Raw genomic sequence first — 22074 nt, 5'->3', positions numbered from 1 at the left:
CCCCGGCTGCAGCGACCGCACGCCCACCCCCGCGTCAAATAAACATGTATATCTATACAATAATGGAGACGTCCACAACCCGGAGCAGCCCAACTCCCACCTCACTGAGTCCCCCGGTCCTGGCGGAGCCGGGGATGCGCAAGCCAACGACGGTGCGCCCGCCCCTACGCTGTTCCCTCAGACCCCGACCCGGCAGCCCCCGGCTGACGATGGGGAGCGCAGCCGCCACGGCCGTTGTTGATGGTGCAGGCGTACGTCGCAGAAGCACCATCGTCCGCGCCAGCGGTGAGGTCGCGGTCGTAGCCATCGCGGCGCTCGTCGTCAGCCCTGCACGCTCGGGGATGGTCCACGGGTCACTTCGAGAAGGCTGGTGTCACGCCGGTCGGCCCGTACGCGCGGGGATGTCCGTGGTGGCGGATCGTCCGGGGCGCATGGGATGGTGCCGCTCATGCGGGGGCCCCATACGGGCCTTGTGCCGGTGGCGGTGATCTCATGTGGGGTTGCCGGCACGATCGGGCCACCGTTGGGGACGCCACGGTCAGCCGATCGTGAAGCGGGACGGGATCGTCAGGTGGGCGCCGGGGGTGGCGGGGCGCGCCGGTTTGTGCAGGACCCCGTAGGGGGTACGACCCGGTCTGTGCGGTTTCGTCGCCATGGTCGGAAACACCGAAGCATGTCAAGCGCTCCGCAGGGCCTTGTGTGCGGTACGGCGACAGATTGGAGTCGGCCTCTGACCGGCTCCTCCACCATGCACATTTGATCGTGACCTCCGGGGAATCGTTCCGGCTCATTGGGGCCAATAGCGGAGCCGGAGTCACCTCGCCGATCCCTGACCGGCAGTGAGGATCCCCGCCTGCCCCGGCGGGCGGGGCCACCGCCACCGTGGCGGTGGCCGGAACGGCCGGCGCGAAAGGCGCCCGTTAGGACGGGCCGCGCAGCGCCAACGCCACCTCCGCCGGGATGACGGGCTCCAACCAGTCGAGGTGGACGAGCAGCCCTCGTGCCAGCGCCCAGGCGTGCGAACCGTCATCCCGAACCAGGTAGACGCCCTGGTCATCACCCATATAGCCATCGGGCGCAGCCGTCTCGATCAGACGCCGCACCCGCTGCGCGTCACCCAGACCTGGCAGAACCGCCTCCAGCAACTCGGCCTTGCGCTACTACTGCGCGAGGAGCATCACCGCTAGCCCAGCCTGCTCCAACGGCTCGACCGCGCTGGAATCCCAGTCTGACCCTGACCCCGTCAATCCGCAGTCCGCGGGCGGGGATGGAGGAACCATCAGGGCACCGAGGAGGCGAGGTCTGCGAGCATCAGGGGAATCAGTCGTTCCTCCATGACGGCGCGGCCGGTCTCGTGCATCCGGGTGGCGAGGTCGGGGTCCCACGGGCTGGGTGCGGCGGCACCGCGGAGCGGTTCGGAGTCGCCGGTGGCCAGGGCCGCCTCGTAGTCCGCGGTGGACATCCGCCACGGCTCGGCGGCGTAGCGGGCGATCGCGACGGCGGTGGTGCGCAGGCCCGTCCAGTCGAAGTCGCCGCGCCAGCGGATCGTCGTGCCCGCGTCCGCCAGGGTCCGCAGGAGCCGGCTCGCCGCCGCCGACGGCATCCCTTCGGTGCAGATCAGCGGGGCGGCGACCGGGGTGGACACGGCGGCGCGCAGGACGGAGGGGTTCTCGCAGACGTGGACCACCGTGGCGTCCGGGGTGATCGGCATGGTGACGAGCTGGTGCAGGGTGATCCGGAACGGGGTGCGGCGGGCGGCGGCCTGGGTCAGCCAGCCGGCCAGAGGCTGGTCGCCGTGCGCGGGCAGGCCGAGGACGAGGACCTGGCTGGACAGGTCGTCGACGATCACTCCGGCGGACTCCCACAGGGCGCGTTCGGCCTCGGCGCCGCGCGGCGGTGCGGTGCCCGAGCGCAGGGCGAGGGCGCGCAGGGTCATGCTCGCCAGCGGGGTGCCGGACAGGGCCTTGGTGTCACCGGTGGCGCGTTCGGCGATGACGGGAAGCGGTGTGCCCGGGGCGGGGATCAGGTCGAGCACGGCGACGGCGGCGCTGATCAGGTCGAGGTCGTCCCGGCGAATCAGCCTGGTCAGCGTCCCGTCGGTGGCCAGTCCTTTGGCCCATTCCTCGTACCAGGCGGTTCCCGCGTGCCGGCCTGCGTCGAGTCTGTCCGCCGCGGCGCTGCGGCCCGCCCGTTCGGCGGCGGCGACGCGGGCACGGGGCGTGATGGGACCGGCCAGTGCCTCAACGGCCGATTGTAGGTCCGGGGCGATGCCCGCGTCGGCGAGGGTGGCGGCGACCCGGTCGAGTGGGATCGTGACCGAGCCGCCGCTACCGGCCCGGCCCGAGCCGAGCAGGGCCCGGATCGCGCGGAGTTCGACCGGGGTGGGGTGGGACAGCACCAGCGGCCCGGTCAGCGGACGCCCCAGCTCGATCCTGCGGGCCAGCGCCGCGAGCAGCCGGGTGAGTGCCGGATCGCCGAGCGTCCGGCGCAGCCTGGGCAGATCGCCGTTCATCCTCGTCCCGCCTCAGAACAGTCCCTCGTCCGGGCTCGACTCGGGCGCCGGTGGGCGAGCCGACGTGCCGCGTTCGACGCGGACGGGCTCCTGACCGTCCCACTCCCAGGTGGTGACGTGGACGGCGTCGACGCCGTCGCGGCGCACGAGGTGGTGGGCGGCCAGACCGGGGACGGTGGTGTAGAAGCCCCACTCGCGTTCGGAGGTCATCACCACGTCCAGGTCGAAGGTGGTGAGCAGGCCGAGGCACTTGGCGCGGGCGTCGTCGTCCACCCCGGCGAACGCCTCGTCGAGCGCGACCATGCGCGGCGCGTGCGGGTGGGCGGAGCGGTAGTGCGCGGACGCGGCGGCGAAGAGCGGCAGCGACACCGTCAGCACGCGTTCACCTCCGGAGGCCGGGCCGATCGCGCTGCGCCAGCGCCCGTCCTGGTAGCGCTCGATGACGAAGCGATGCCAGGAGCGGTAGTCCAGGGCGTCGCGGAGGTGCTCCTGCCAGGTGCGGTGCTCGTCCTCGGCGCGGACCCGTTCGATCTCGCGTTGCAGGAAGTCGCCGACGGCGGAGCGGTCGGCGGGCGACCACAGGTCGGCGTTCTGCCGCAGCAGCCGGGCACGGGCTTCGGCGAGCCCGGCGGGGGCGTCCGGGCTGGGCTCCCAGCGCAGCCGCAGCCGCATGCCGGTGGAGGTGGGACGTTCCTCCAGCTCGGCGTTCATGAATCCGACCTGCGCCTCGGCCTCGCCGATGAGCTCCTGGAGATGGCTGGCGACGTCGTTGATCAGGTGTTCCTCGAGCAGATCGCGTTCCTTGGCGGTGAGCATGCGCTCGCGATAGCCGATCTCCCCATCCAGCAGTTCGGTCAGCTCGGCCGGTGTGCGTTCCCGGCCCTGGAACTGGATGGTGACCACGAACCAGTCGTCCAGCCCGGCCAGCGCGTGGTGGCCGTGCCTCGACAGCGCCTCGGAAAGGTCGGAGTAGTAGCGGGTGATCTCGTCCTGGACGCGGCGCCACGCCTCGTCACCGTCATCAACGTCGCGGAGCCGTTCCTCGGCACGGCGAGCGAGCCGGACGGCAGGGTCGGCCGCCCAGGGGTCCTCGCCGGTGCCGGGGACCTCCATGGCGCAGGAGAGTTCGAGCAGGCCGGTGGCGGTGAAGCGCTGGAACTCGGTGACGGCGGCGGCGCGGCGGTCGCCGGCCTCGGAGAGCTGGCCGGTGAGCTGCTCCTCGCGGCCCTGCGCCTTGGCGCGCAGTTCCCCGGCCCGACGGTGCTCGCCATCCAGGCGGCGGATGGTGGCGTCGAGTTCGCCGAGGCGGCGCTTGGCGTTCTGCAGCCGCTCGCGGAGCTCCTCGACGGACGCGCCGATCGACTCACGCAACGCCTCCAGGCGCCCGCGTTCCTCGGCGGCGCGGACCTCGGCATCGCGGGCCTCCGCGGCGGCCTCACCGGCCGCCGCCTCGGCCGCGGCGAGCTCCTCGGTCCAGGTGGTGAGCTCGGCAAGGCGGTCGGCGTGGCGGCGCGCGGCGGCCAGCAGCTGCGCCGTCGCCCGCCGGTAGTCCTCCAGCGCGGCACGGACGGCGGTGAGTCCGGCCACGTCGGCGGGCAGGCCGACGTCGGCGGCGGCCTGGTCGCGGTCGACGACGGCCTCGGCGTGATCACGTTCGGCCCAGCCGACGTCGTCGGCGGCACGCTCGACGCGAGTGCGGGCCTTCTCCAACTGGCCGGCGGCACCGGCGACGGTGCCGTGCGCGTCGCGGAGCGGCTGGTCGGAAGGTTCGCGACCGAGTTCGGCGGCGAGCACTGCGCGGCGTCGGTCGACGGCCTCGGCGGCCGAACGCGCCCGCGCCACGGTGTTCTCGGCGGCCTCGATCAGGCCGGTGAGCTCGGCGAGGCGGCGGCGGCGCGCCTCTTCGCGGGCGCCCGCGCCGACGTAGCGGGCGGCGTCCTTGGACCAGGCGCCGTGCAGCGGTCCGAGCCGCCAGCGGCCGCCGGTCGCCACCCAGGCGGCGGTGTCCTGCTCCTCGAAGCCGATCCCGGCCAGCACGGCCGTCACGGTCTGCGGCGACAGCGCGGCGGCGTGCTCGTCGTCGGGGTCGATCACGGCGGTCAGCGCCGCGGTCAGCGGGCGGGGGGCGGGGACTCCCGCCCGGGCCATCACGTCGTGGGTGGCGGGGTCCAGCAGCGTCCCCTCGGGGGTGATCCAGGCGTCCAGCAGCCCGGATGCCTCCAGCGCCGCCTCCAGTCCGGCCCGGTCGGCGGGGTCGAGCCCTGCGGTGAAGTCCACGACCTGCCACAGCGGGGCGCCGGGGCCGGTGCGGGTGTCGGCGCCGCGGGTGCGGGGCACGGGCGGCCGGTCCACGACGCCCGATTCCAGGCGGTCGCGTTCGGCGGTCAGCTCGCCCAGTTCGACCCGTGCCGCCTCCACGCGTGCCGCGGCCTCCGCGCGGGCGGTCGCCAGGGTTTGGTGGGCGCCGTCCGCGCCGGCCCGCAGCGCGGCCAGCAGCGGGTGCGGGCCCTCCAGGCTGTCGGCCCAGCCCGTCAGGTCCACGTCGTCGGGATCGGGAACGGTCAGCTCGGTGAGTGACCGGCCGTATTCCCGCCACTCCTCGACGTGCCGGCCCACCTGCGTGGCGAGGGCGTCGGTCGCCTCGCCGAGCGCGTCGGCGGCGGCGTCCCGGTCGGACTCGCGTTCGCCGAGGACGCGGCGGGCCTGGACCAGTTCGGCCTCGGCCCGGGACGCCTTGTCGGCCAGGCGGGTCACGTGCGCCACGGCCTCGGCACGGCCGTCGGCCAGCCGCGCGGTCTCGCGCCCGGCCGCGACCAGGGTGCTCTCGGCGGGCGGGTCGAGGGTGATCGCGGCATGCCGGTCACCGATGCCGGCGCGTCCGGCGGCGTCCGCGGCCGGCACGTGCGCGTCAACGATGTCGGCGGCGCTGCGTTCGGCCGCCTCGGCGGCCTTGTCCCGCCGTGCCAGGCGTTCCGTGCGGGCCTTTTCGGCACGTTCGGCGGCCCGCCTGGCATGCGCCGCGGCTTGCTCGGCCTGCTCGGCATAGCGCTGCGCGTCGGCGAAATTCTTCAGCCGCGGGTCGGAACCGAGTTCTTCGCGGACCGCCGTCTGCCCGGCGTGCTCGACCCGCGCCGCCTCCAGGCGGCCGGCAGCCTCCGTCTCCTCTCGTTCGGTACGGTCGATCTCCTCGCGTACCCCGGCCAGTGACCGCTGCACGGCCTCGTACGCGCTGTGCGCGGTGCGCAGCTCCCGGGCCTGACGGCGCGCCGCGACCGAGGCGTATCGCCGGTAGCGGTCGAGGAAACGGGTCACGTGGCCGCGGGTGTCGCGCAGGCCGGTGAGCTCGGCGCGTTGCTGTTCCAGGTCATGGAACGCGGTCGCGATGTCGCTCAGCACCGCCTGGTCGAGCGGCGTGAGGGCGTCCGACAGCGCCCGCGAGAGGCGCTTCTCGTCGGGTCGCTTGGACAGCTGCGGCTGGCGGAGCTGGATCAGCAGGCTGATCAGCGCGTCGTACCGTTCCTCGCCCAGGTGGAACAGATGCTCGTCCAGCATCCGCCGGTAGCGTTCGGCGCGCTGAGTCACCTGGCCGTGCAGCCCGATCGCCTCGGTGAGCCGGTCCCGGGTGAGCGCCGCGCCGCTCGGGCCGATGAGGAACAGGTCCTGCCCCATCCGCTGGGAGGTGACGAAGAACCACCGGTCGGCGATGCCGCGCCCGGCGACGGCCTTCAGCCCGGCTCCGACGGTGAGGTAGGCACGCTCACCGTCCTCGGCGACCCGGCCGAACTCCAGCCAGGTGTAGCCCAGCCGCTCGTCGTAGCGGCCGCCCAGCAACAGGTTCCATTCCATCCGCTTGTTGCGGTCACCGTCCGGCTCGACCCGGCTGGGGGTCAGGTCGCCGTCCAGCAGGAACGGCAGCGTAAGCGCCAGCACCTTGGACTTGCCGGTGCCGTTGTTGCCCCGGAACAGCACCCGGCCGTCGCGGAACCAGAATTCCTGGTGGTCGTAGTAGAAAAGGTCGACCAGTCCGGTGCGCAGCGGCTGCCACCGCGGGGTGTGCGCCACCGGAAACTCCGCCGCTACATCCGAGCCGCCGGCGCCCGGGCCGGAGCCACCGGGATGGGTGGTCGCGGTCATGACGGCTCCTTCTTTCCGATGATGGTGGGCTCCAGGTAGCCGAACCGGGCGAGCACCGGAAGCGGCGTGACCTCGTCACCGTGCCACCGCACCAGCCCGAGCGCGGCCAGCCGGTGCAGCGCGTGCGCGGTCAGGATCCGTTCGGCGCCGGGGTCGCGGACGTTCTTGCGCCAGTGCGCCTTGTGCTCGCCGATGAGTTCGGCCATCCGCCGCTCGGCCGCCGTGACCGAGACCACCCCCTGGTCCGCCCGCAGCCGTTCGGACAGGTACTCGGCCAGCAGCAGGGTCGCGTGCCCTTCGGTGCCCTCCTCCGGCATCCCGAAGTCGGTCGCCTCCCCGGTCGGGTCGATCAGGGCGATGCCCTCGGCGCGGACCTCGGCCATGAACCCGGTCGCCTCGGTGAGCCGCTTGAGCAGCGGGCCGCGCTGGCTGTCGAGATAGGTGCGCTGCTCAGCGGTCAGGTCGGCGTAATAGAGCACCGGATCGTCCAGCAGCCGCCGGGTGATGGCGTGGCGGATCGCCCGGTTGCGGCCGTCCTCCGTGTCAGGGACCAAGTCCTCGGTCACCGCGGCGAGCCGCGCGCCATGGCCGTCGGCCGTCACGAGTGACGGCCCCCGCCGAGTGGACAGCAGCACGGCCAGCACCCGGCGATCCACGTCGTAGAGGGCGTCGCCGCTGCGGTTGACGAACGCCTGCTCGTCACCGGCCACCTTCACCAGCACCCCGAGCGACAGCAGCAACTGTGCGACCGCGACCAGATCGCCGCGTTCGTCCCTGTCCTCCATGGCGAAGGCGATCCCGGCGCGGGTGATCTGCTCATCGGCGGCGAACGCCACCACCCGGTCCACCAGCCAGCCCAGCGTGACCTGCGCCTCCGCGCGTTCCAACGCGGCCAGCGCCAGGCACGCCAGCACGTAGCGGCGGCGGCTGAACGGCTGCCGCGCCCGTGCCCCGCCGTCCTTGACGTTCGCGGCACGGCTCCCGTCGCCCAGATCACCGGGGACCTTCCGGAGCCTGGCGACACCGGGATCGGTGTGCAGCGACCAGCCCGCCTCCCGCGCGAACCACTGCGCCAGATGCCCGGCGTGCTTGCGCACCAGCGCGTACCCGGCGTCGCGCGGAGTGAGCAGCGGCGTGCGCAGCAGCGCCCGGACGGCCCGGCGCCGCTCAGCGTCCCGCTGCTCCTCCAGCACATCGGACAGCGCCCCGGTCATGAGACCACCGCCCGGCCGGAGCTGATCAGATCGGCGATGGTGATCTCGTGGTCGGGACCGCGCAGCACGCCGTCCTCGGTCACCACCTCCGCCAAGCCGTCCACCGGCTCCAGCATCACCGCCAGCGCGCCGTCGGAGGTACGGGTCCGGATCACCCCATCGGGGCCGGGCGGGCCCGCGGCCAGCGCGTCGCCCAGCAACCGCAGGAACAGCCGGAACTCCTGCCGGTCCAGCTTGCCCAGATCGCTGAGCCGGGTGGGCCGTCCGGTGGCCAGGCGGCGGCGGGCCGCCTCGGTCTGCTCGCGCTCGGCCGCCACCTCCCGGGCGAGCAGCTCACGCTCGGCCGCGCGGTCACGGACCCGCCGCGGCGCACCGCGCCGGGCGTACCGGCCGCTGGCGCGCAACCGGGCCGACACCTCTACCAGTGGCGCGTCCAGCCAGCTGGTGGCCGCGGGCACCTCGGCGGGTGACGCCCCCGGCTCGGCGGTGAGGTGCCGCGAGGTGGACAGGCCGAACGCCGCCCGCCACAACCGGTGAGCGTCCTCGTCGGTGGGGACCTGGGCGAACCAGCGGGCCAACGCCCGGAAGTCGGCGGACCGGTCGCTGCGCCCGGCGCGCCGCTCCTGCAGCACGCTGATCGTGGCGAGGAGGTCCGGGATCGCCTTGCGCGCCCGGGTACGGAGCAGGTCGGCCTGGCAGGGATGGCCACGGCCACCGACGAACCAGGACCACAGACCGGACCAGCGGCTCTCCCAGAGCGCCAGCTTCTCTGCGGCGGCCACGCTCACCGACCGCGCGGACGCGTCGTCCCCGCTGGATCCGGCGGCCCCGTCCGGAACGGCCACGCCGCCCGCCGCCCCGTCGGGCACGGCATCCGCGGCCTCCCGCTCCGCGGCCAGCGCCAGCAGCGCCGCGACCCGCTGCGGCGGCAGCGCCCGCAACGTGGTGGCGATGTCATGGTGCTTCACGACCAGTTCGGACACGAACCGTTCGAGATAGGCGATAAGCCGGTCCTTGTAGGCCAGGAACGCCTCCTCGTCGACGTCCTGGAGGTCAATGGTGCGCTGGAGCCCGCTCATGAACGCGCTCGCGTTCGCCGCCAGGCTGTCCAGCCTGCTCATCAGCTCCAGCAGCAGGCTGTGGACGACGGCGGGATCCGGATGTCCGGGCAGATCGCGCAGTGCCCGCAACCGCACCCGGATGTCCTCCAACGCGACCGCTTGCAACTCCCCGCGCCGCCCGATCTCCTCCTCGTAGACCACAAGGGCACGTTCGGCCGCCTCCCCCTCACGGCTGAGCTGGTAAAGGTAACGAGCCCGGTAGAAGTCCTCGACAGTGGTGACCCTGCTGGTGTCGGGATCGGCGCGCAGATTCCCCCAGTCGGCCAGACTCTCCAACGCCTTGTCGACCGCCTCCTGCACGAGGGCCGGGCCGCCGTCCCGTCGAAGCACCTCGGCCACGTCCTCAGGCCGCAGATGCACCACGAAACGGCGCTTGTTGTCCACGAAGACCCGCATGATCCGGCGATAGGTCTCCGACAGCGGCGCGTCAAGATGCGCGAACGGCCTAGGGATCAACTGCTCCACTGACTTCCCCCGTCAAACGGCGTCGTCATTCACCCTGGGACATTCTCCCGCCGCCTTCGCACTGAACACCCGCATTCGGCGACATCGCCCTAGCGGCGCCCCTTCCGCCGCAGAGGCCACCACCGTCTCCACCCTCTCGTCGGCGACTTCGCAGAACGCTTTCAGTCGGCCGGCTCATCTGACGGTAGAGCGCCTTACCGGCCGCCGGGCGTCCTCGGGCGCGTTACGGGGACGACAGTGAGGAGGTCGTCCAATCCTTTGAAGTCGTCGGGATTGGTGGTGAACAGCGGCAGGTCCTCGGCGATGGCGATGGCGGCGATCATCAGGTCGGCCACTCGGCGTCTGGGCTTGCGCCCGGCGCTGATCACGGCCGCGCAGACCCTGCCGTAGGCGCGGGCTGCTTCCGTCTCGAACGGGATGGGGTCGAACTCGTTCTCCGCACGCTGGAGCACGTCCAACCGCCGGGCGCGTTCGGCGTACTCGTCGTAGTCGTCCTGCTCCTCCTTCCTGCGCACCTCATGCGGCCCTGCGGACAGTTCCGCCAAGGTGATGGCACTGATCGCCATCTCTACAGGGAGCTCTTCAGGATCCACCCACTTGCGCAGGATCATGATGTTCGTGTCGAGCAGCCCCTGCGCGTACTCACCGGCCATAAGGATCGTCCGGCTCCCGGTCGGCTGTGGCATCCTGGTCGGCCCGGAAGGCATCCAGGGAGATGCCGGGGGCGCTGCGGGACATCGCCGCGAACTCGCTGCGGGGCACGAACCGCCTGCGCCGCCGCAACGGAATCAGTTCGCCGATCTGGTGTCCGTCACGCGTGACCGTGAACGCCTGGCCACGCTGGACCGCGTCCATGATCTCTTTAGACCTGTTACGCAGGTCACGTTGAGTGATCTCAGGCTGCGGGCTCATACCATCACGATACCGGCCCAGCGCCACGCGGTGCTACACGGTGGCACATCATCACGGAGCAAGGTGACCCTCGGTGTCAGGGGATGTCGAATCGGTTGGTGACGGGTAGGGCACAGCCCCTGAGGTGGTGGGGGCTGGTGGTGCAGCCGTACGTCTCGGTTCCGGTAGGGGGTACAGCAAGCATGGGTGCGGTGCTTCGCGAAGTCCGCTGGGCGGGTGTCAGGAATCGCGCGGGGTGACCAGGCCGGATTCGTAGGCGAGGACCACGAGCTGGGCGCGGTCACGGGCATGGAGCTTGGCCATGGCCCGGTTGATGTGGGTTTTCGCGGTCGTCGGGCTGATCACCATGCGGTCGGCGATCTGGTCGTTGGACAGGCCCCGCGCGACCAGGGCGACGGCCTCGCGTTCGCGGTTGGTCAGTTCTTCCAGCCCCGTGCCGGTGCCGGTGCCGGGCGGCTGGGTGATGTACCGGCTGATCAGCTTGCGGGTGATCGACGGTGCGAGCAGGGCGTCGCCGCGCGCGGCGACGCGGACGGCGTGCAGGAAGTCTTCCGGCACGACGTCTTTCACCAGGAAACCGGCGGCGCCGGCGCGCAGCGCGTTGAAGACGTACTCGTCCAGGCCGTAGTTGGTCAGGATGACCACGTGCACCCCGGCCAGGGCGGGGTCGGCGGCGATGCGCCGGGTCGCCTCGATACCGTCGACGACCGGCATCTGGACGTCGATCAGAGCGACGTCGGGCAGGTGTTTGCGGGCCAGCGCGATGCCCTCCTTCCCGTCCGAGGCCTCGGCCACCACCTCGATGTCGTCCTCGAGGTCGAGGAGCGCGCGGAAGCCGCTGCGAATGAGCGGCTGGTCGTCGACCAGCAGAACACGGATCATGACGTCCGCTCCACGGGCAGTTCGGCCTGGACGGTGAAGCCGCCCTCGCCGCGCGGTTCGGCGCGCAGCCGGCCGCCGAGGGCGGTGACGCGTTCGCGCATGCCCAGCAGCCCGAGGCCGGGCGCGGGAGCGGTGTCCGGCGCGCTCGTGCCGTCGTCGTCGATGCGGATCGCGAGGACGTCCGGACGGCAGTCGATGCGGACCGACGCCGTGGCGGCGCCGGAGTGCCGGGCGATGTTGGTGAGCGACTCCTGGACGATCCGGTAGACGGTCCGGTCCACCGCGGCCGGCACGCCATGCCGTCGTCCCTCGATCGTCAGCGTCGCGTCCAGGCCGATGGTGCGGGCCCGTTCCACCAGTTCCGGAACATGGTCGAGCCCGCGCGGCGGGGCCGTGTCGTCGTCGCGCAGCGCCTCCAGGGTCGCGCGCAGTTCCCGGGTCGCCTCGCGCCCGGCCTCCTGGATCGCCAGCAGTGCCTCCGGGACCGGTTCGCCGCGCCTGCGGGCCACGTGGACGGCGACCTCGGCCTGAACCTTGATGACGGAGATCTGGTGGGTGAGCGAATCGTGCAGCTCCCGCGCGATGCGCAGCCGTTCCTCGTCGGCGCGGTGCCGCGCGGTCTCCTCCCGGGTGCGCTCGGCCTCATCGGCCCGCCGCTCGGCCTGCCGCAGCGCCTCGCCCGCGGCGCCGGCGGCGATCAGCCAGGCGATCTCGAGGGCGCCCCGGGCCTGGGCGAACGCCTCGCCCGTGTCGTGCAAGCCCGAGAGCAGGGCCGCGAGCGGCAGGGCGGCCAGCAGGGCCACGCTCGCCGCCACCGCGATGATCCGGTGCCCGGCCCGTACGGCGGCGTACACCGCGAACAGGAACGCGACCGCCGGCACATCGAAACCGGCCGCCTGGTAACCCGCCGCGCACAGCCCGGTGACGGCCAGGACGGTGACCGGCGCGCGGCGGCGCGCGGCCAGCGCCAGGCCGCCGGCCGTCAGCAGCGCATAGCCGAGCAGGTCGAGACTCGTGACGGAGTGCTGGCGGGACAGTCCGGTGACCAGCAGCGTGGCCGCCACGCCGACGGCGATCGCCCAGTCCCGGACACCGGGTCCAATCCTCACAAGCGCACCCTAGCCGGGCGCCGCCGCGGGAGAAGTCCCGCTCACGGACGAACGGCGGCTACCGCACACGCGGTACTCCCCCTGCTTCTGCCGCGTCCGCGGTAGCCGGGTGCGCCATCGGCGGCAGCGCGAAGTGCGTCCGGCTGCGGGACGACCGGCGGTGGGCGTGACGGACATGCTCGGAGCACATCCAGTTTCAGGAGGAGACATGTCAGTCACATCTGTGCTTGCCGCGCACGCTTCGGCCCAGGTGGTCGCCGCCGATGCCTACGACCTGACCGGCGGGCGGCTCGTGGGCACCGCGGCCGCACTGGTGTCGCTGGCCGGCGTGGTCATCGGCGGGCTGGCTCTGGCCCGCTCCGCCGGCCGCAACGGGAAGAGAGGGGCCATGGTCTCCCTGGTGGCGGGGCTGACCGGCATGGTCATCGGCGCGCTGAACCTGGCCGTCGCCGACGGCGGCCTCGGCACCGGCAACGGAGTGGCCGGCGGCGCCATCGGCCTGGTGCTGGGGCTGATCGCCACGGTCCTCGGCTATCTGGCTCTGGTCCGCTCCCGCCGCACCGGCCGGACGATCGACCGGCCCGACCACGAGCGCGCGTTGGATCGACTGGCGTGACCGGTGCCGGTCTCATGGGGAGATCGGCTAGCGTCGCGATGTGCACACGGACGTCACTGATTCATCCGTCGCCACACGGCGTTCCGGGCGCCAGGCGATCTGCTGGGCGCTGTGGGACTGGGGAGCGTCCGCCTTCCACGCCGTCATCCTCACCTTCGTCTTCACGGTGTACGTGACCGGTACGGTGGCCGCCGATGAGGAGTCGGGGTCCCGGGCGCTCGGCGTCTCGCTCGCGGTGGCGGGGGTGTTCGTCGCGTTGCTCGCACCGGTGATCGGCCGTCGCGGCGATGCCGGCGGGAGACGCAAGCTGTGGCTGGCCGTCCATAGCGGGCTGGTGGTGGCCTGTACGGCGGGACTGTTCTTCATCCAGGACGACCCGTCGTACCTGCTGCCGGCGCTCGTCCTGATCGCCGCGGGCAGCGTGTTCTTCGAGATCGCCGAGGTCAACTACAACGCGATGCTGACGCAGGTGTCGACGAAGGCGACGCTCGGGCGGGTCTCGGGCTTCGGCTGGGCGATGGGGTACTTCGGGGGCCTGATCGCGTTGACGGTCGTGCTGTTCGCGTTCGTGCTGCCCGACGTCGGCCTGTTCGGCGTGACCTCGGAGGACGGGCTCAACATTCGTGTGGTCGCGCTGTTCTCGGCGCTGTGGTTCGCGTTGTTCGCGCTCCCGCTGCTGCTGTTCGTGCCGGAGACGCCGGCGTCCCGGGAGCACGTGCGCCGCGGCTTCTTCGCCGAGTACGCGGAGCTGGGCAGGCGCCTGAAAAGGATGTGGCGCGGCGAGCGGCGCACGCTCGGCTTTCTCGCCGCCAGCGCCGTCTACCGGGAAGGTCTCGCGGCGATCTTCACCTTCGGCGGCGTGGTCGCGGCCGGCACGTTCGGCTTCACCACCACGGAGGTGGTGATCTTCGCGATCGGCGCCAACCTCACCGCCGGTGTCGGCGCCGTCCTGGGCGGGCGGCTGGACGATCGCTTCGGCCCGAAGCCCGTGATCGTGGTGGCGCTGCTGGGGCTCGTGCTGGTGTGCGGCGCGCTGGTGGTGCTACCGGGCAAGATCGCGTTCTGGGTGTGCGGGCTGACCCTGGCGACCTTCGTCGGGCCGGCCCAGTCGTCCACCCGGACCTTCCTCACCCGCATCGTCACGCCCGAGCGAGAAGGGGAGGCGTTCGGGCTCTACGCCACCACGGGGCGCGCCGTCGGTTTCCTCGGGCCGCTGGCCTTCAGCGGGTTCATCGCCCTGTTCAACACGCAGCGGGCGGGCATGGCCGGCATCACCCTGATCCTGTTGGCCGGGCTGATCGCGCTGCTTCCGATCCGCCCGCCCGAAAGCGTTCAATGACCGGGCTCCGCCCCGGACGAGGGGCGGCCGGCCCGGCGAGAGCGGCCTTCGCCGCAGCCGGAACAGTTCTGGCAGCCGCGGCGCACCAGCTCCACTCCGCCCTGGAACCTCGTGACGGCGTTCAGATGCTCGAGGAGCTCCGCCACGCGCCGGCTGAAGGTCCGGGGTGAGATCCCGAGTTGCTTGCTGGCCGCCTCGTCCGTCTGTCCGGACAGCAGGGCCTCGACGATCGGGAGCAGATAGGCGGGAGCGTCCGGCGGAAGTACGTCACGGGCGGAACGGCACGGTCCCGCCGAGATCCTTTCGGCTCCCCTTCTCGGCGCGTTCCTTCCCATGGCATGGGTGTTGTGCAGATCGAAAGCTTCCGGCGCGGCCTGGTGATAGGCATGGGAATGGCGTGTCATTCTTTGCCTCGCTTCCTGTGCGCAGCCGGGTGGCCCGAACTGCACGGCCGGCATCGCTGCGAGCCGTCTTAATGGCACTCTTGATCAGCGATGGCGATGCTAGCGACACTCGCCTAACGTGTTGCTAACCGCGAGGTTTCCTGATGTTGGAGGGGTCTGTGCGGCGTTCTTCTCGCCCCCCGGCCCTTCGTGGGCGAGCCGCTCCTCCAGCGTCCTCATGTCGCTCTCGCCCGAGATCTCGTTGAGGAGTTCGCGGGCTTCCCGCCGGCTGGCCCCCGCCGCCAGGTGGTCGCCGGCGGCACCGTGGGCGTCGCCGAGGTAGCGGAGCGTCCGCGCCAGGTAGGGGATCCAGCCGCGGGTCCTCCAGACCTGAACCGAGCGTTCGAGGGCCGCGATGGCGGCGGGCACGTCTCCTTCGGCCAGGTTCAGCCGCCCGAGGATGCTGAGCGCGTCGGCGAGGAAATGGCCGAAGTTGCCGTTCTCGCTGTGGGCCAGCGTCAGTTCGACGGTCGCCCTCGCCCGCTCGTCCCCTGTCGCGGCGAACAGTTTTGAGAGGTAGAGCAGCGAAAAGGTCTCGAGATAGCGATCGTCCAGCCGCCGGGCCATCGCCAGGGATTCTTCCAGCAGTTTCCGCCCGGTGGCGATGTCACCGCAGAACGACTTCGCCGCGCCGAGGAACTGGATCACCGTCGTGGTGTAGCGGGCGTTGCCGAGTGCCTCGGCGACCCCCATCGCCTTCTCCAGGACCACGACCGCGCCCTGGGGGTCCTCCTCGCCGTGGACGACCGCCATCACGTGGTAGGCCCGCGCCTGCCCGCCGAGGTAGTCAGCGTCGACGGCGATCCGCAGGGCGCGCTCCGCCAGGGCGAGGGCCTGCGCGCCGTTCCCGTCGGCCGTCATGCCCCAGGCCAGGTCGACGGTGGCGTCGGCCACTCCGACGGGATCGTCCAGCTGGACGAACAGGTCGAGGAGTTCGGACGCCGCGGCCTGCATCCGCGTCATCGCGGGTCCGGGGCCCGCCGGGGCCGTCCAGGTGGTGACCTCCAGGAGGCCGCGCAGCAGCACGGCCGTGCCGCGCCTGTCGCCCGTCTCACGGCAGAGCGCGAGCGTCCGCTCGTGCATGCGCTGCCAGCCGTCGTACGACCCGCGCACGTTGAGGTACTTCTCCGTGGACCCCGCGAGGTCCCAGGCGAGTTCGGTCAGCCGCCCCTCGCACGCCTGCGCCACCCCCGCCACCAGCGCGGCGCGCTCGGCGCCGAACCATGCCATCGGATCGGCCAGCAGCGGGCCGGCGACCTCCGCGGGGAGCCGCCAGCGCGGCGCGGGACCGTGCATGATCGCGTAGCAGGGTCCGGGGACGTGTTCCGCCGCGACCTCCGCCAGCGCCAGCCACGCGCCGAGGGCCCGCCGGATCGCGGCCTCCCGTTCGGGTCCGGGGTCCTCGCGCACGGCCCGCTCGCGCGCGTACAACCGGACCAGGTCATGGAGTCTGTACCGGAGCGCGCCGGTCTCGTCCGTCCCCACGAGGTTCACCAGGTGGGCGTCGACCAGGATCTCGATCTCGCGTTCGGCCTGCCGCACCGGCACGTCCAGCAGGGCCGCCACCGCCCAGCAGGCGAAGTCGGGCGCGTCGAGCAGCCCGGCCAGCCGGAAGGCCCGCCGCGCGCCGGTGGGCAGCGTCCGGTAGCTCATCTCGAATCCGGCGCGGACGTCGAGGTCGCCCACGACCAGTTCGTCCAGCCGGTGCCGTTCCTCCCCGAGGGCGCCGACGAGGTGGTCCAGGCTCCACTGCCGCCTGCCGAGGAGCCTGGCCGCCGAGATGCGCACCGCCAGCGGAACCCGGCCGCACAGCCGGATGATCTCGAGGGCCGCGGCCGGGGCGTCGCGGACGCGTTCGGTCCCGACGATTCTCATGAGCAGGTCCACGGCCTGGGCGGTCGGCAGGACGTCGAGTTCCAGCAGGCTCGCGCCCTCGAGGCCGACCAGGCGGACGCGCCCGGTGATGAGCACGGCCGTGCCGGGGGCACCGGGCAGGAGCGGCCGCACCTGCTCCTCCCCGGCGACGTTGTCGAGCAGAATGAGGATTCTGCGTCTGGCCAGGCAGCTCCGGAAGAGCGCCGCACGTTCCTCGAGGGATTCGGGTATGCCGGCGGCGCTGACGCCCAGGGCGAACAGGAATCTGCTGAGCACGTCCTCTGGGCGGGCGGGGTCGGCGGAGGCGCCGCGCAGGTCCGCGTAGAGCTGGCCGTCGGGGAACGAATCGGCGATCCGGTGCGCGACGTGCACGGCGAGCGTGGTCTTGCCCAGCCCGCCCAGGCCCGCGATGCCGGCGATGGCGACGGTGCCCGGCCGCGGCCCGGTGAGGACCTCGGTGAGGCGTGCCACCTCGTCGTCCCGGCCCGTGAAATCGGCGATGTCCGGCGGCAGCTCGGCGGGGGTGGGGGCCACCCGCGGCTCGGGCGCCGGGCCCGGGGCGTGGACGGGACGGTCGGCGGACAGGGCGCGCAGGTGGGCGAGCTGCACTTTCTCGCTCGGCTCGATGCCCAGTTCGTCCGACAGGCGCGCGGCGAGTTCGTGGTAGGCGCGGACGGCCTCCCCGGGCCTGCCGGCCGCGAGGAGGAGATCGATGAGCGCGGCGTGGAGCGGCTCGTCGTAGGGACGTTCGCGGGCGAGCCGGCGCACCGCCTTGAGCGCGTCCCCCGGCGCCGCGGTCTCCATGGCGGCCGTCGCGAGGTCGAGGGCCGCCTGGCCGATGCCTTCTTCGAGCGAGCGGACGAGGGGGTCGGAACGGTCGATCCTCGCCACCCCGGACAGCAGCGGGCCGGAATGTTCCCGGAATGCCGCGGAAAGGGCCTGGAAGCGCTCTTCCGGGGCGGGCGCCGCGCGGGCCCGGGTGAGGAACGACAGGAACCGGCCGAGGTCCGACCGCTCGGGCGGGCAGCGCAGCAGGTACCCATCCGCGTAGCCGATCGAGAGGGGTTCCGCCGTGCCGTCGAACTGGGCGAGCCATTTGCGCAGCCGCGAGACGGCGACATGAACCGAGGCGCGACCGGAGTTGTGCGGCTGGTCCGCCCACACCAGATCCATGAGCCGGTCGGCGGGCAGCGGTTCGCCGCGCGCGAGGATCAGCGCTCCCAGCAGCCCTTGGAGAACGGCGGAGCCGGGCGCCGCGACGCGGGATCCGCCCAGCCGCACCTCGAGTCGTCCGAGAACCCGGAAAACCGGACCCTCGGTCAGCATCTCGTCTGCCATGTTCTGGTACCTCGGCCGATGGCGATCTCGGTGGGTGAAGCTCACCGAGCCGTTGCTCCCGAAGTTCGCACCGCTGAAGCAGGGTGGTGGAAATGCGTCGGCGGAGGAGGATCCGGGCGGTGGTCACGGCGATGGTACACGTGGGGCCAATGGACGCCGGGTGAATTCGCGCGGTGATCCCGGGTGGGCGGGACGGCCGAGCACCCTGATCAACGCGGGGACGGACGCTCGTGGTGAGGTGTGCCGCCGTCGTACTCGGCCGGGTCAGTTCGCCCGATCGGCTTGAAGCCGCTCATTCCGCAGGTGCCCTTGATCGTCGCGACCCGGCGGCGACGGCCGGGCCTCGGCGCCCGTGCCGCTCGCGCCGGGGCCGCTCGCGAGGCCCGAGGCCGCCATCAGGTCACGGTACGGGCCGGGCTGACGGCTGAGCCGGCCGTGGTCGCCGCGCTGCACGATCCGCCCCTCGCCGAAGACGCAGATCTCATCGGCCTCGGCCGCGGTGGCCGGCCGGTGGGTGATGACCAGGAGCGTGCAGTCCAGCCGCCGGATGCTCGAGATCACGTTCGCCTCGGTCACCCGGTCCAGGGCGCTGGTCGCCTCGTCGAGGATGAGAATGCGGGGGCGCCGGACGAGGGCGCGGGCCAGGGCGATCCGCTGGCGCTGGCCGCCGGAGAGGCCGGTGCCGCCCGAGCCCAGCAAGGTCTCGTAGCCCATCGGCAGCGCGGCGATCTCGTCGTGGATCTGGGCGATGCCGGCGGCGTGGACGTAGTCGCAGGTGGAACCGTCCTCGATGGCCGCGCCCATCGTGATGTTGTCGCGGATCGATCCGGCGAAGATGCGGGCGTCCTGGTCGACGAACGAGATCGACCGCCGCAGGGAGGCACGGTCGATGTGGTCGAAGGGCTTCCCGCCGATGAGGACCCGTCCCGCGTTGGGCCGGTACAGACCCGCGAGCATCATCGCCAGGGTCGACTTGCCGCATCCGGAGGCGCCCAGGAACACCACGAACCTCCCGGCGGGGACGGTCAGGTCGATGTCCCTCAGAACCGGGGCCGCGGCGCCCGGGTACTGGAACCACGCCCCCTTGACCGCCAGGTCTCCCCGGGTGTCGAAGCCGGACTCGGCCGTCCGCCCGGTCTCATCGAGCTCGGCGTCCAGAATGTCGCCGAGCCGGGTGAGGGGAGCCTTCAGCGTGGCCACCTGGAAGCCCGCCTGCACCAGGCCGGTCAGCGGGATGAAGATCCCCATGGACAGGGAGGTGAAGGCGGTCATCTGGCCGAGCCCGAGCCGCCCGCCGCTCACCTGGAGGGCGCCGATGATCAGCACCAGCAGCGGCGCCGTGAACTGGACGGACGCGACGAGGGAGGAGAACAGGGTGAAATGGCGGCGGCGCCGGGTTCCCGCGTTGATCTCCTCGATGAGGGAGTGGGTCCACTTGCCGCCCATCACCTCGTCCAGGCCGGCGGCCTTCACGGTGCCGATGCCTTCGAGGAGTTCGTTCAGCGTGCTGTTGGAGTGCGCCTGGCACTCCAGTTCGTCGGCGGCCAGGTACACCTGCGACCGCCAGGCCAGCAGCAGAAGCCCGACCTGGATCACCGCCAGCAGCGAGACCCATACCGCGATCCGCGGCTCCACCAGGAAGAACGCGGCGAGGTAGCAGCCGACCAGCACCCCGTCGAAGGCCGCCGAGAGCATGGAGGCGGTCAGCACGTTCCGGACCGACGTGCTGGTCCGCACGCGCAGCGCCAGGTCGCCCGGCGCGCGCCGGGTGAAGAAGCCGAGGGGAAGGGCGAGCAGCCGGTTGAAGATGCCGAGGGTCACCCGCTTCTCCGCCGCCGCCTGAAGTTCGAGGATGACGGTGCCGCGGAGCAGCTGGAGGAGGAAGAAGCACAGGGCGGACAGTGCGACGGCCGCGACCGCCCGCACGGGCGTCAGCTCGCCCCCGAGACCGCGGTGGTCGACGGCGTAGGCCGACGCCAGGGGCGTCAGCAGGCCGAAGACGAGAAGGGACAGCGAAGCCACCACCAGCGCCAGCCACTTCTTCGACCGGGGGAAGAAATAGGCGAGGTGCCGCCAGGGGCTGCGCGCCCGCCTGGCACGCCTGGCCCGCCTCTGCCGGCGCACCGTGCGGAGCGGAGCGTCGAACTCGACGGCCACACCGGTGAAGAGCCGGTCGACGTCCGCGATGCGCAGCCGTCGCTGTCCGTAGGCGGGATCGACGATATAGACGTACTGGCGCGTGGCGCGGTCAAGGACCACGAAGTGGTTGAACTTCCAGAAGAGTATGGATCCCGGCGGCAGGCTCCGCAGCCCCTCCAGGGACGTCCGCACCCCCCGGCCGGGCAGTCCGTGCCTGCGGGCCGCCGTCAGGAGGGCGCGGGCCGATACGCCGTCCCGCCCGCAGTCGGTGTCCTGCCGCAGTTGTTCGAGGCCGACCTCGATGCCGTGGTGCCCCAGTGCCATCATCAGGCTGACCGGGCCGCAGTCGCTCAGCTGCGACTGGAGGTGCACGGGGATCGCACGCCGCCGCCGTGCCGGGATCCGCAGGCTCCGGACGTCCGCGGGCCACGACGGCCGGGGGAGCCCGCCCTTCTCCATGGGCGGGCCCAGTTCACGGTCGACCGAGGCGGCCTGCCGCGCCTCCTCCCGGAAACGCGGGGGCCGGGGCGTGCGCCCGTTCCCCGGCGCGGGCTCGGTCGGGCCGCCGGACCCGTCACCGCGCTCACGCGGGTGGGCGAAGAAGTCGAACGACGATTGACCCGGCACTCTTCCTCTTCCTCACCGGCCTGAAAGCGATGTCAGGTTCGTCCTGAGCACCTCGGACACGCCCTTCGCGCCGTCCGCCGAGAACAGATGGGAAGCGAACACCGTCTGGACGTCGAGGACGTCGCGGTAGCTGAAGACCCGCAGTCCGACGCCCGCCGCCCGGTAGTCGACCCGAGGCTGGTAGCCGGTCCCGCCCAGCCGGCAGAACTCGCGGCTGTCCAGGGCGGACATCTTCCGGTAGTTGACGGAGAGGTCGGTCGGGTACGCCTCGTCCCGGCCACGGCCCCGCCGGTACCGGACCGTGGCGCGGAGCACCGCGGTCCCCACCGCGGCGACGAGATCGCGTCCGGCGCCGGCGTCTCCCGGTCTCTCGACGACCACCGGGAGCTCCACGACGTACATGCCGACGACGTCGCGTTCCGCGGGGCTGCGCAGATTGACCGGGACGGACACGGTGATCCGGTCCTGACGGGTGAACTGGAAGACGGTCCTGACGAAGGCGGCCAGGACCCAGGCGAACTCCGTGCCGCCGTGCAGTCCGGCCTGCTCCCTGAGCGCCGCGAGTTCGGTCCCGGCGAGCGTGAAGGAGGACTGCCTGGTCCGGCACCCCGGCTCGCCCGGATCAGGGGCCGGCAGGTCGGACCAGGTGAGCGGGGGCGGGGCGGAGCGCACCCGGTCGGCGGGGCGCCGGGCGCCGGCGCGGCCCGCGGCGGACTGCCGGAGGACCGAGTCGGCATAGCTCCGGCCGGACGGACCGCGGACGGCGCGGCCCGCCAGGGCGTCCGCGTAGGTGCGCATCAGATCGCGGATGAGCATCTCGGCACCGACACCGTCGACCGCCATGTGGGAGAGGCCGACCATCAGCACATGGACGCCGAGGCCGTACCGGAAGAGCCGGATTCTGAAGGGGTAGGCGTCGGCGTCCCACACCCGGCGGTGCTCCTGGACCAGGATGTGCCGGACGTAGCGGCTGAACTGCTCTTCCGAGCGGGCGAGAACGTTCTGGAAAATGATCAGGTCGTCCCGGGGCGGCAGCCCTCTGATGCGCTGGCACGGTTCCCTTCCGGGCCGCTCCACTATTTCGATGCGCAGTGCTTCGTGCCGCGCCACCAGGGTCTCGACGCTGTCGGTGAGCCTGTCGACGTCCAACTCGCCGGGAATGCGGAAACAGGACCAGAGTGCGGTACGCAGTGCGGGATCTTCGTGCACCACCGTGAAGTGTTGCGACTGGCCCAGAGTGAGCGGAAGTTCTGCGGTCTCTGGGGAACCCGTCATCCCCGGCTCCTCGCATCAGGCGGCAAGCGGTGTCGCGAGCGGGGCGGCACGAAGGAAAGTCGGCTTCTCCCTC

The 22074-nt window shown here is 72.2% G+C and carries 14 protein-coding genes; 2 read left to right on the top strand and 12 right to left on the bottom strand.

Annotated features, from left to right (window positions below; all coding sequences use genetic code 11):
* Window positions 1–920 precede the first annotated feature (920 nt).
* From ACFPZN_RS18900 to ACFPZN_RS18860, 9 genes are all read right to left on the bottom strand, one after another.
* Window positions 921–1064: a hypothetical protein gene (locus tag ACFPZN_RS18900; RefSeq protein WP_378283319.1), complete on the bottom strand. Its 144-nt coding sequence runs from the start codon at window positions 1062–1064 to the stop codon at window positions 921–923.
* 215 nt (window positions 1065–1279) lie between these two features.
* Window positions 1280–2512, bottom strand: a complete 1233-nt coding sequence (locus ACFPZN_RS18895) for a TIGR02679 family protein (RefSeq protein ID WP_378283318.1) — start codon at window positions 2510–2512, stop codon at window positions 1280–1282.
* 12 nt (window positions 2513–2524) lie between these two features.
* Window positions 2525–6646, bottom strand: coding sequence for a TIGR02680 family protein (locus ACFPZN_RS18890; RefSeq protein WP_378283317.1), 4122 nt, complete (start codon window positions 6644–6646; stop codon window positions 2525–2527).
* Window positions 6643–7860, bottom strand: a complete 1218-nt coding sequence (locus ACFPZN_RS18885; protein WP_378283316.1) for a TIGR02678 family protein — start codon at window positions 7858–7860, stop codon at window positions 6643–6645. The genes ACFPZN_RS18890 and ACFPZN_RS18885 overlap by 4 nt, the downstream gene beginning before the upstream one ends.
* Window positions 7857–9446 (bottom strand): TIGR02677 family protein, encoded by a 1590-nt coding sequence (locus tag ACFPZN_RS18880; protein WP_378283315.1) that lies wholly within the window; start codon window positions 9444–9446, stop codon window positions 7857–7859. Before ACFPZN_RS18880 ends, ACFPZN_RS18885 begins: the two co-directional genes overlap by 4 nt.
* A gap of 194 nt (window positions 9447–9640) precedes the next feature.
* The gene (locus ACFPZN_RS18875; protein ID WP_378283314.1) at window positions 9641–10099 is read right to left on the bottom strand and encodes a type II toxin-antitoxin system VapC family toxin; all 459 of its coding nucleotides are present in this window, start codon (window positions 10097–10099) and stop codon (window positions 9641–9643) included.
* On the bottom strand, window positions 10089–10358 hold the full coding sequence (locus ACFPZN_RS18870; protein ID WP_378283313.1) for a type II toxin-antitoxin system Phd/YefM family antitoxin: 270 nt from the start codon (window positions 10356–10358) through the stop codon (window positions 10089–10091). The genes ACFPZN_RS18875 and ACFPZN_RS18870 overlap by 11 nt, the downstream gene beginning before the upstream one ends.
* A gap of 219 nt (window positions 10359–10577) precedes the next feature.
* The gene (locus ACFPZN_RS18865; protein ID WP_378283312.1) at window positions 10578–11240 is read right to left on the bottom strand and encodes a response regulator; all 663 of its coding nucleotides are present in this window, start codon (window positions 11238–11240) and stop codon (window positions 10578–10580) included.
* The gene (locus tag ACFPZN_RS18860) at window positions 11237–12349 is read right to left on the bottom strand and encodes a sensor histidine kinase (RefSeq protein WP_378283311.1); all 1113 of its coding nucleotides are present in this window, start codon (window positions 12347–12349) and stop codon (window positions 11237–11239) included. Before ACFPZN_RS18860 ends, ACFPZN_RS18865 begins: the two co-directional genes overlap by 4 nt.
* Window positions 12350–12557: 208 nt before the next feature.
* Between ACFPZN_RS18860 and ACFPZN_RS18855 the strand changes: the two genes are divergently transcribed.
* Both ACFPZN_RS18855 and ACFPZN_RS18850 read left to right on the top strand, forming a co-directional pair.
* Window positions 12558–12965 carry a DUF6223 family protein gene (locus ACFPZN_RS18855; protein WP_378283310.1) on the top strand — a complete coding sequence of 136 codons (408 nt, stop codon included), beginning with the start codon at window positions 12558–12560 and terminating at the stop codon, window positions 12963–12965.
* 40 nt (window positions 12966–13005) lie between these two features.
* Window positions 13006–14304 carry an MFS transporter gene (locus tag ACFPZN_RS18850; RefSeq protein ID WP_378283309.1) on the top strand — a complete coding sequence of 433 codons (1299 nt, stop codon included), beginning with the start codon at window positions 13006–13008 and terminating at the stop codon, window positions 14302–14304.
* Between the two features lie 503 nt (window positions 14305–14807).
* Here the strand turns inward: ACFPZN_RS18850 and ACFPZN_RS18845 are convergent.
* The 3 genes from ACFPZN_RS18845 to ACFPZN_RS18835 all read right to left on the bottom strand — a co-directional run bounded on the left by ACFPZN_RS18845 (window position 14808) and on the right by ACFPZN_RS18835 (window position 22001).
* Window positions 14808–17960, bottom strand: a complete 3153-nt coding sequence (locus ACFPZN_RS18845; protein ID WP_378283308.1) for an AfsR/SARP family transcriptional regulator — start codon at window positions 17958–17960, stop codon at window positions 14808–14810.
* 264 nt (window positions 17961–18224) lie between these two features.
* Window positions 18225–20726, bottom strand: coding sequence for a peptidase domain-containing ABC transporter (locus ACFPZN_RS18840; protein ID WP_378283307.1), 2502 nt, complete (start codon window positions 20724–20726; stop codon window positions 18225–18227).
* Between the two features lie 12 nt (window positions 20727–20738).
* On the bottom strand, window positions 20739–22001 hold the full coding sequence (locus tag ACFPZN_RS18835) for a condensation domain-containing protein (protein WP_378283306.1): 1263 nt from the start codon (window positions 21999–22001) through the stop codon (window positions 20739–20741).
* Window positions 22002–22074: the final 73 nt, after the last annotated feature.

It is taken from the genome of Actinomadura rugatobispora, from assembly GCF_042656285.1.
Lineage (GTDB): Bacteria > Actinomycetota > Actinomycetes > Streptosporangiales > Streptosporangiaceae > Spirillospora > Spirillospora rugatobispora.
Note: the sequence above shows the minus strand (reverse complement) of the source record. Positions and strands in the feature narration are given on the sequence as shown.

Excerpts from the sequence above, each read along its gene's own strand:
- ACFPZN_RS18900 (WP_378283319.1), bottom strand. The coding sequence starts at position 1,064 with ATGGGTGATGACCAGGGCGTCTACCTGGTTCGGGATGACGGTTCGCAC.
- ACFPZN_RS18895 (WP_378283318.1), bottom strand. The coding sequence starts at position 2,512 with ATGAACGGCGATCTGCCCAGGCTGCGCCGGACGCTCGGCGATCCGGCA.
- ACFPZN_RS18890 (WP_378283317.1), bottom strand. The coding sequence starts at position 6,646 with ATGACCGCGACCACCCATCCCGGTGGCTCCGGCCCGGGCGCCGGCGGC.
- ACFPZN_RS18885 (WP_378283316.1), bottom strand. The coding sequence starts at position 7,860 with ATGACCGGGGCGCTGTCCGATGTGCTGGAGGAGCAGCGGGACGCTGAG.
- ACFPZN_RS18875 (WP_378283314.1), bottom strand. The coding sequence starts at position 10,099 with ATGGCCGGTGAGTACGCGCAGGGGCTGCTCGACACGAACATCATGATC.
- ACFPZN_RS18870 (WP_378283313.1), bottom strand. The coding sequence starts at position 10,358 with ATGAGCCCGCAGCCTGAGATCACTCAACGTGACCTGCGTAACAGGTCT.
- ACFPZN_RS18865 (WP_378283312.1), bottom strand. The coding sequence starts at position 11,240 with ATGATCCGTGTTCTGCTGGTCGACGACCAGCCGCTCATTCGCAGCGGC.
- ACFPZN_RS18855 (WP_378283310.1), top strand. The coding sequence starts at position 12,558 with ATGTCAGTCACATCTGTGCTTGCCGCGCACGCTTCGGCCCAGGTGGTC.
- ACFPZN_RS18845 (WP_378283308.1), bottom strand. The coding sequence starts at position 17,960 with ATGGCAGACGAGATGCTGACCGAGGGTCCGGTTTTCCGGGTTCTCGGA.
- ACFPZN_RS18835 (WP_378283306.1), bottom strand. The coding sequence starts at position 22,001 with ATGACGGGTTCCCCAGAGACCGCAGAACTTCCGCTCACTCTGGGCCAG.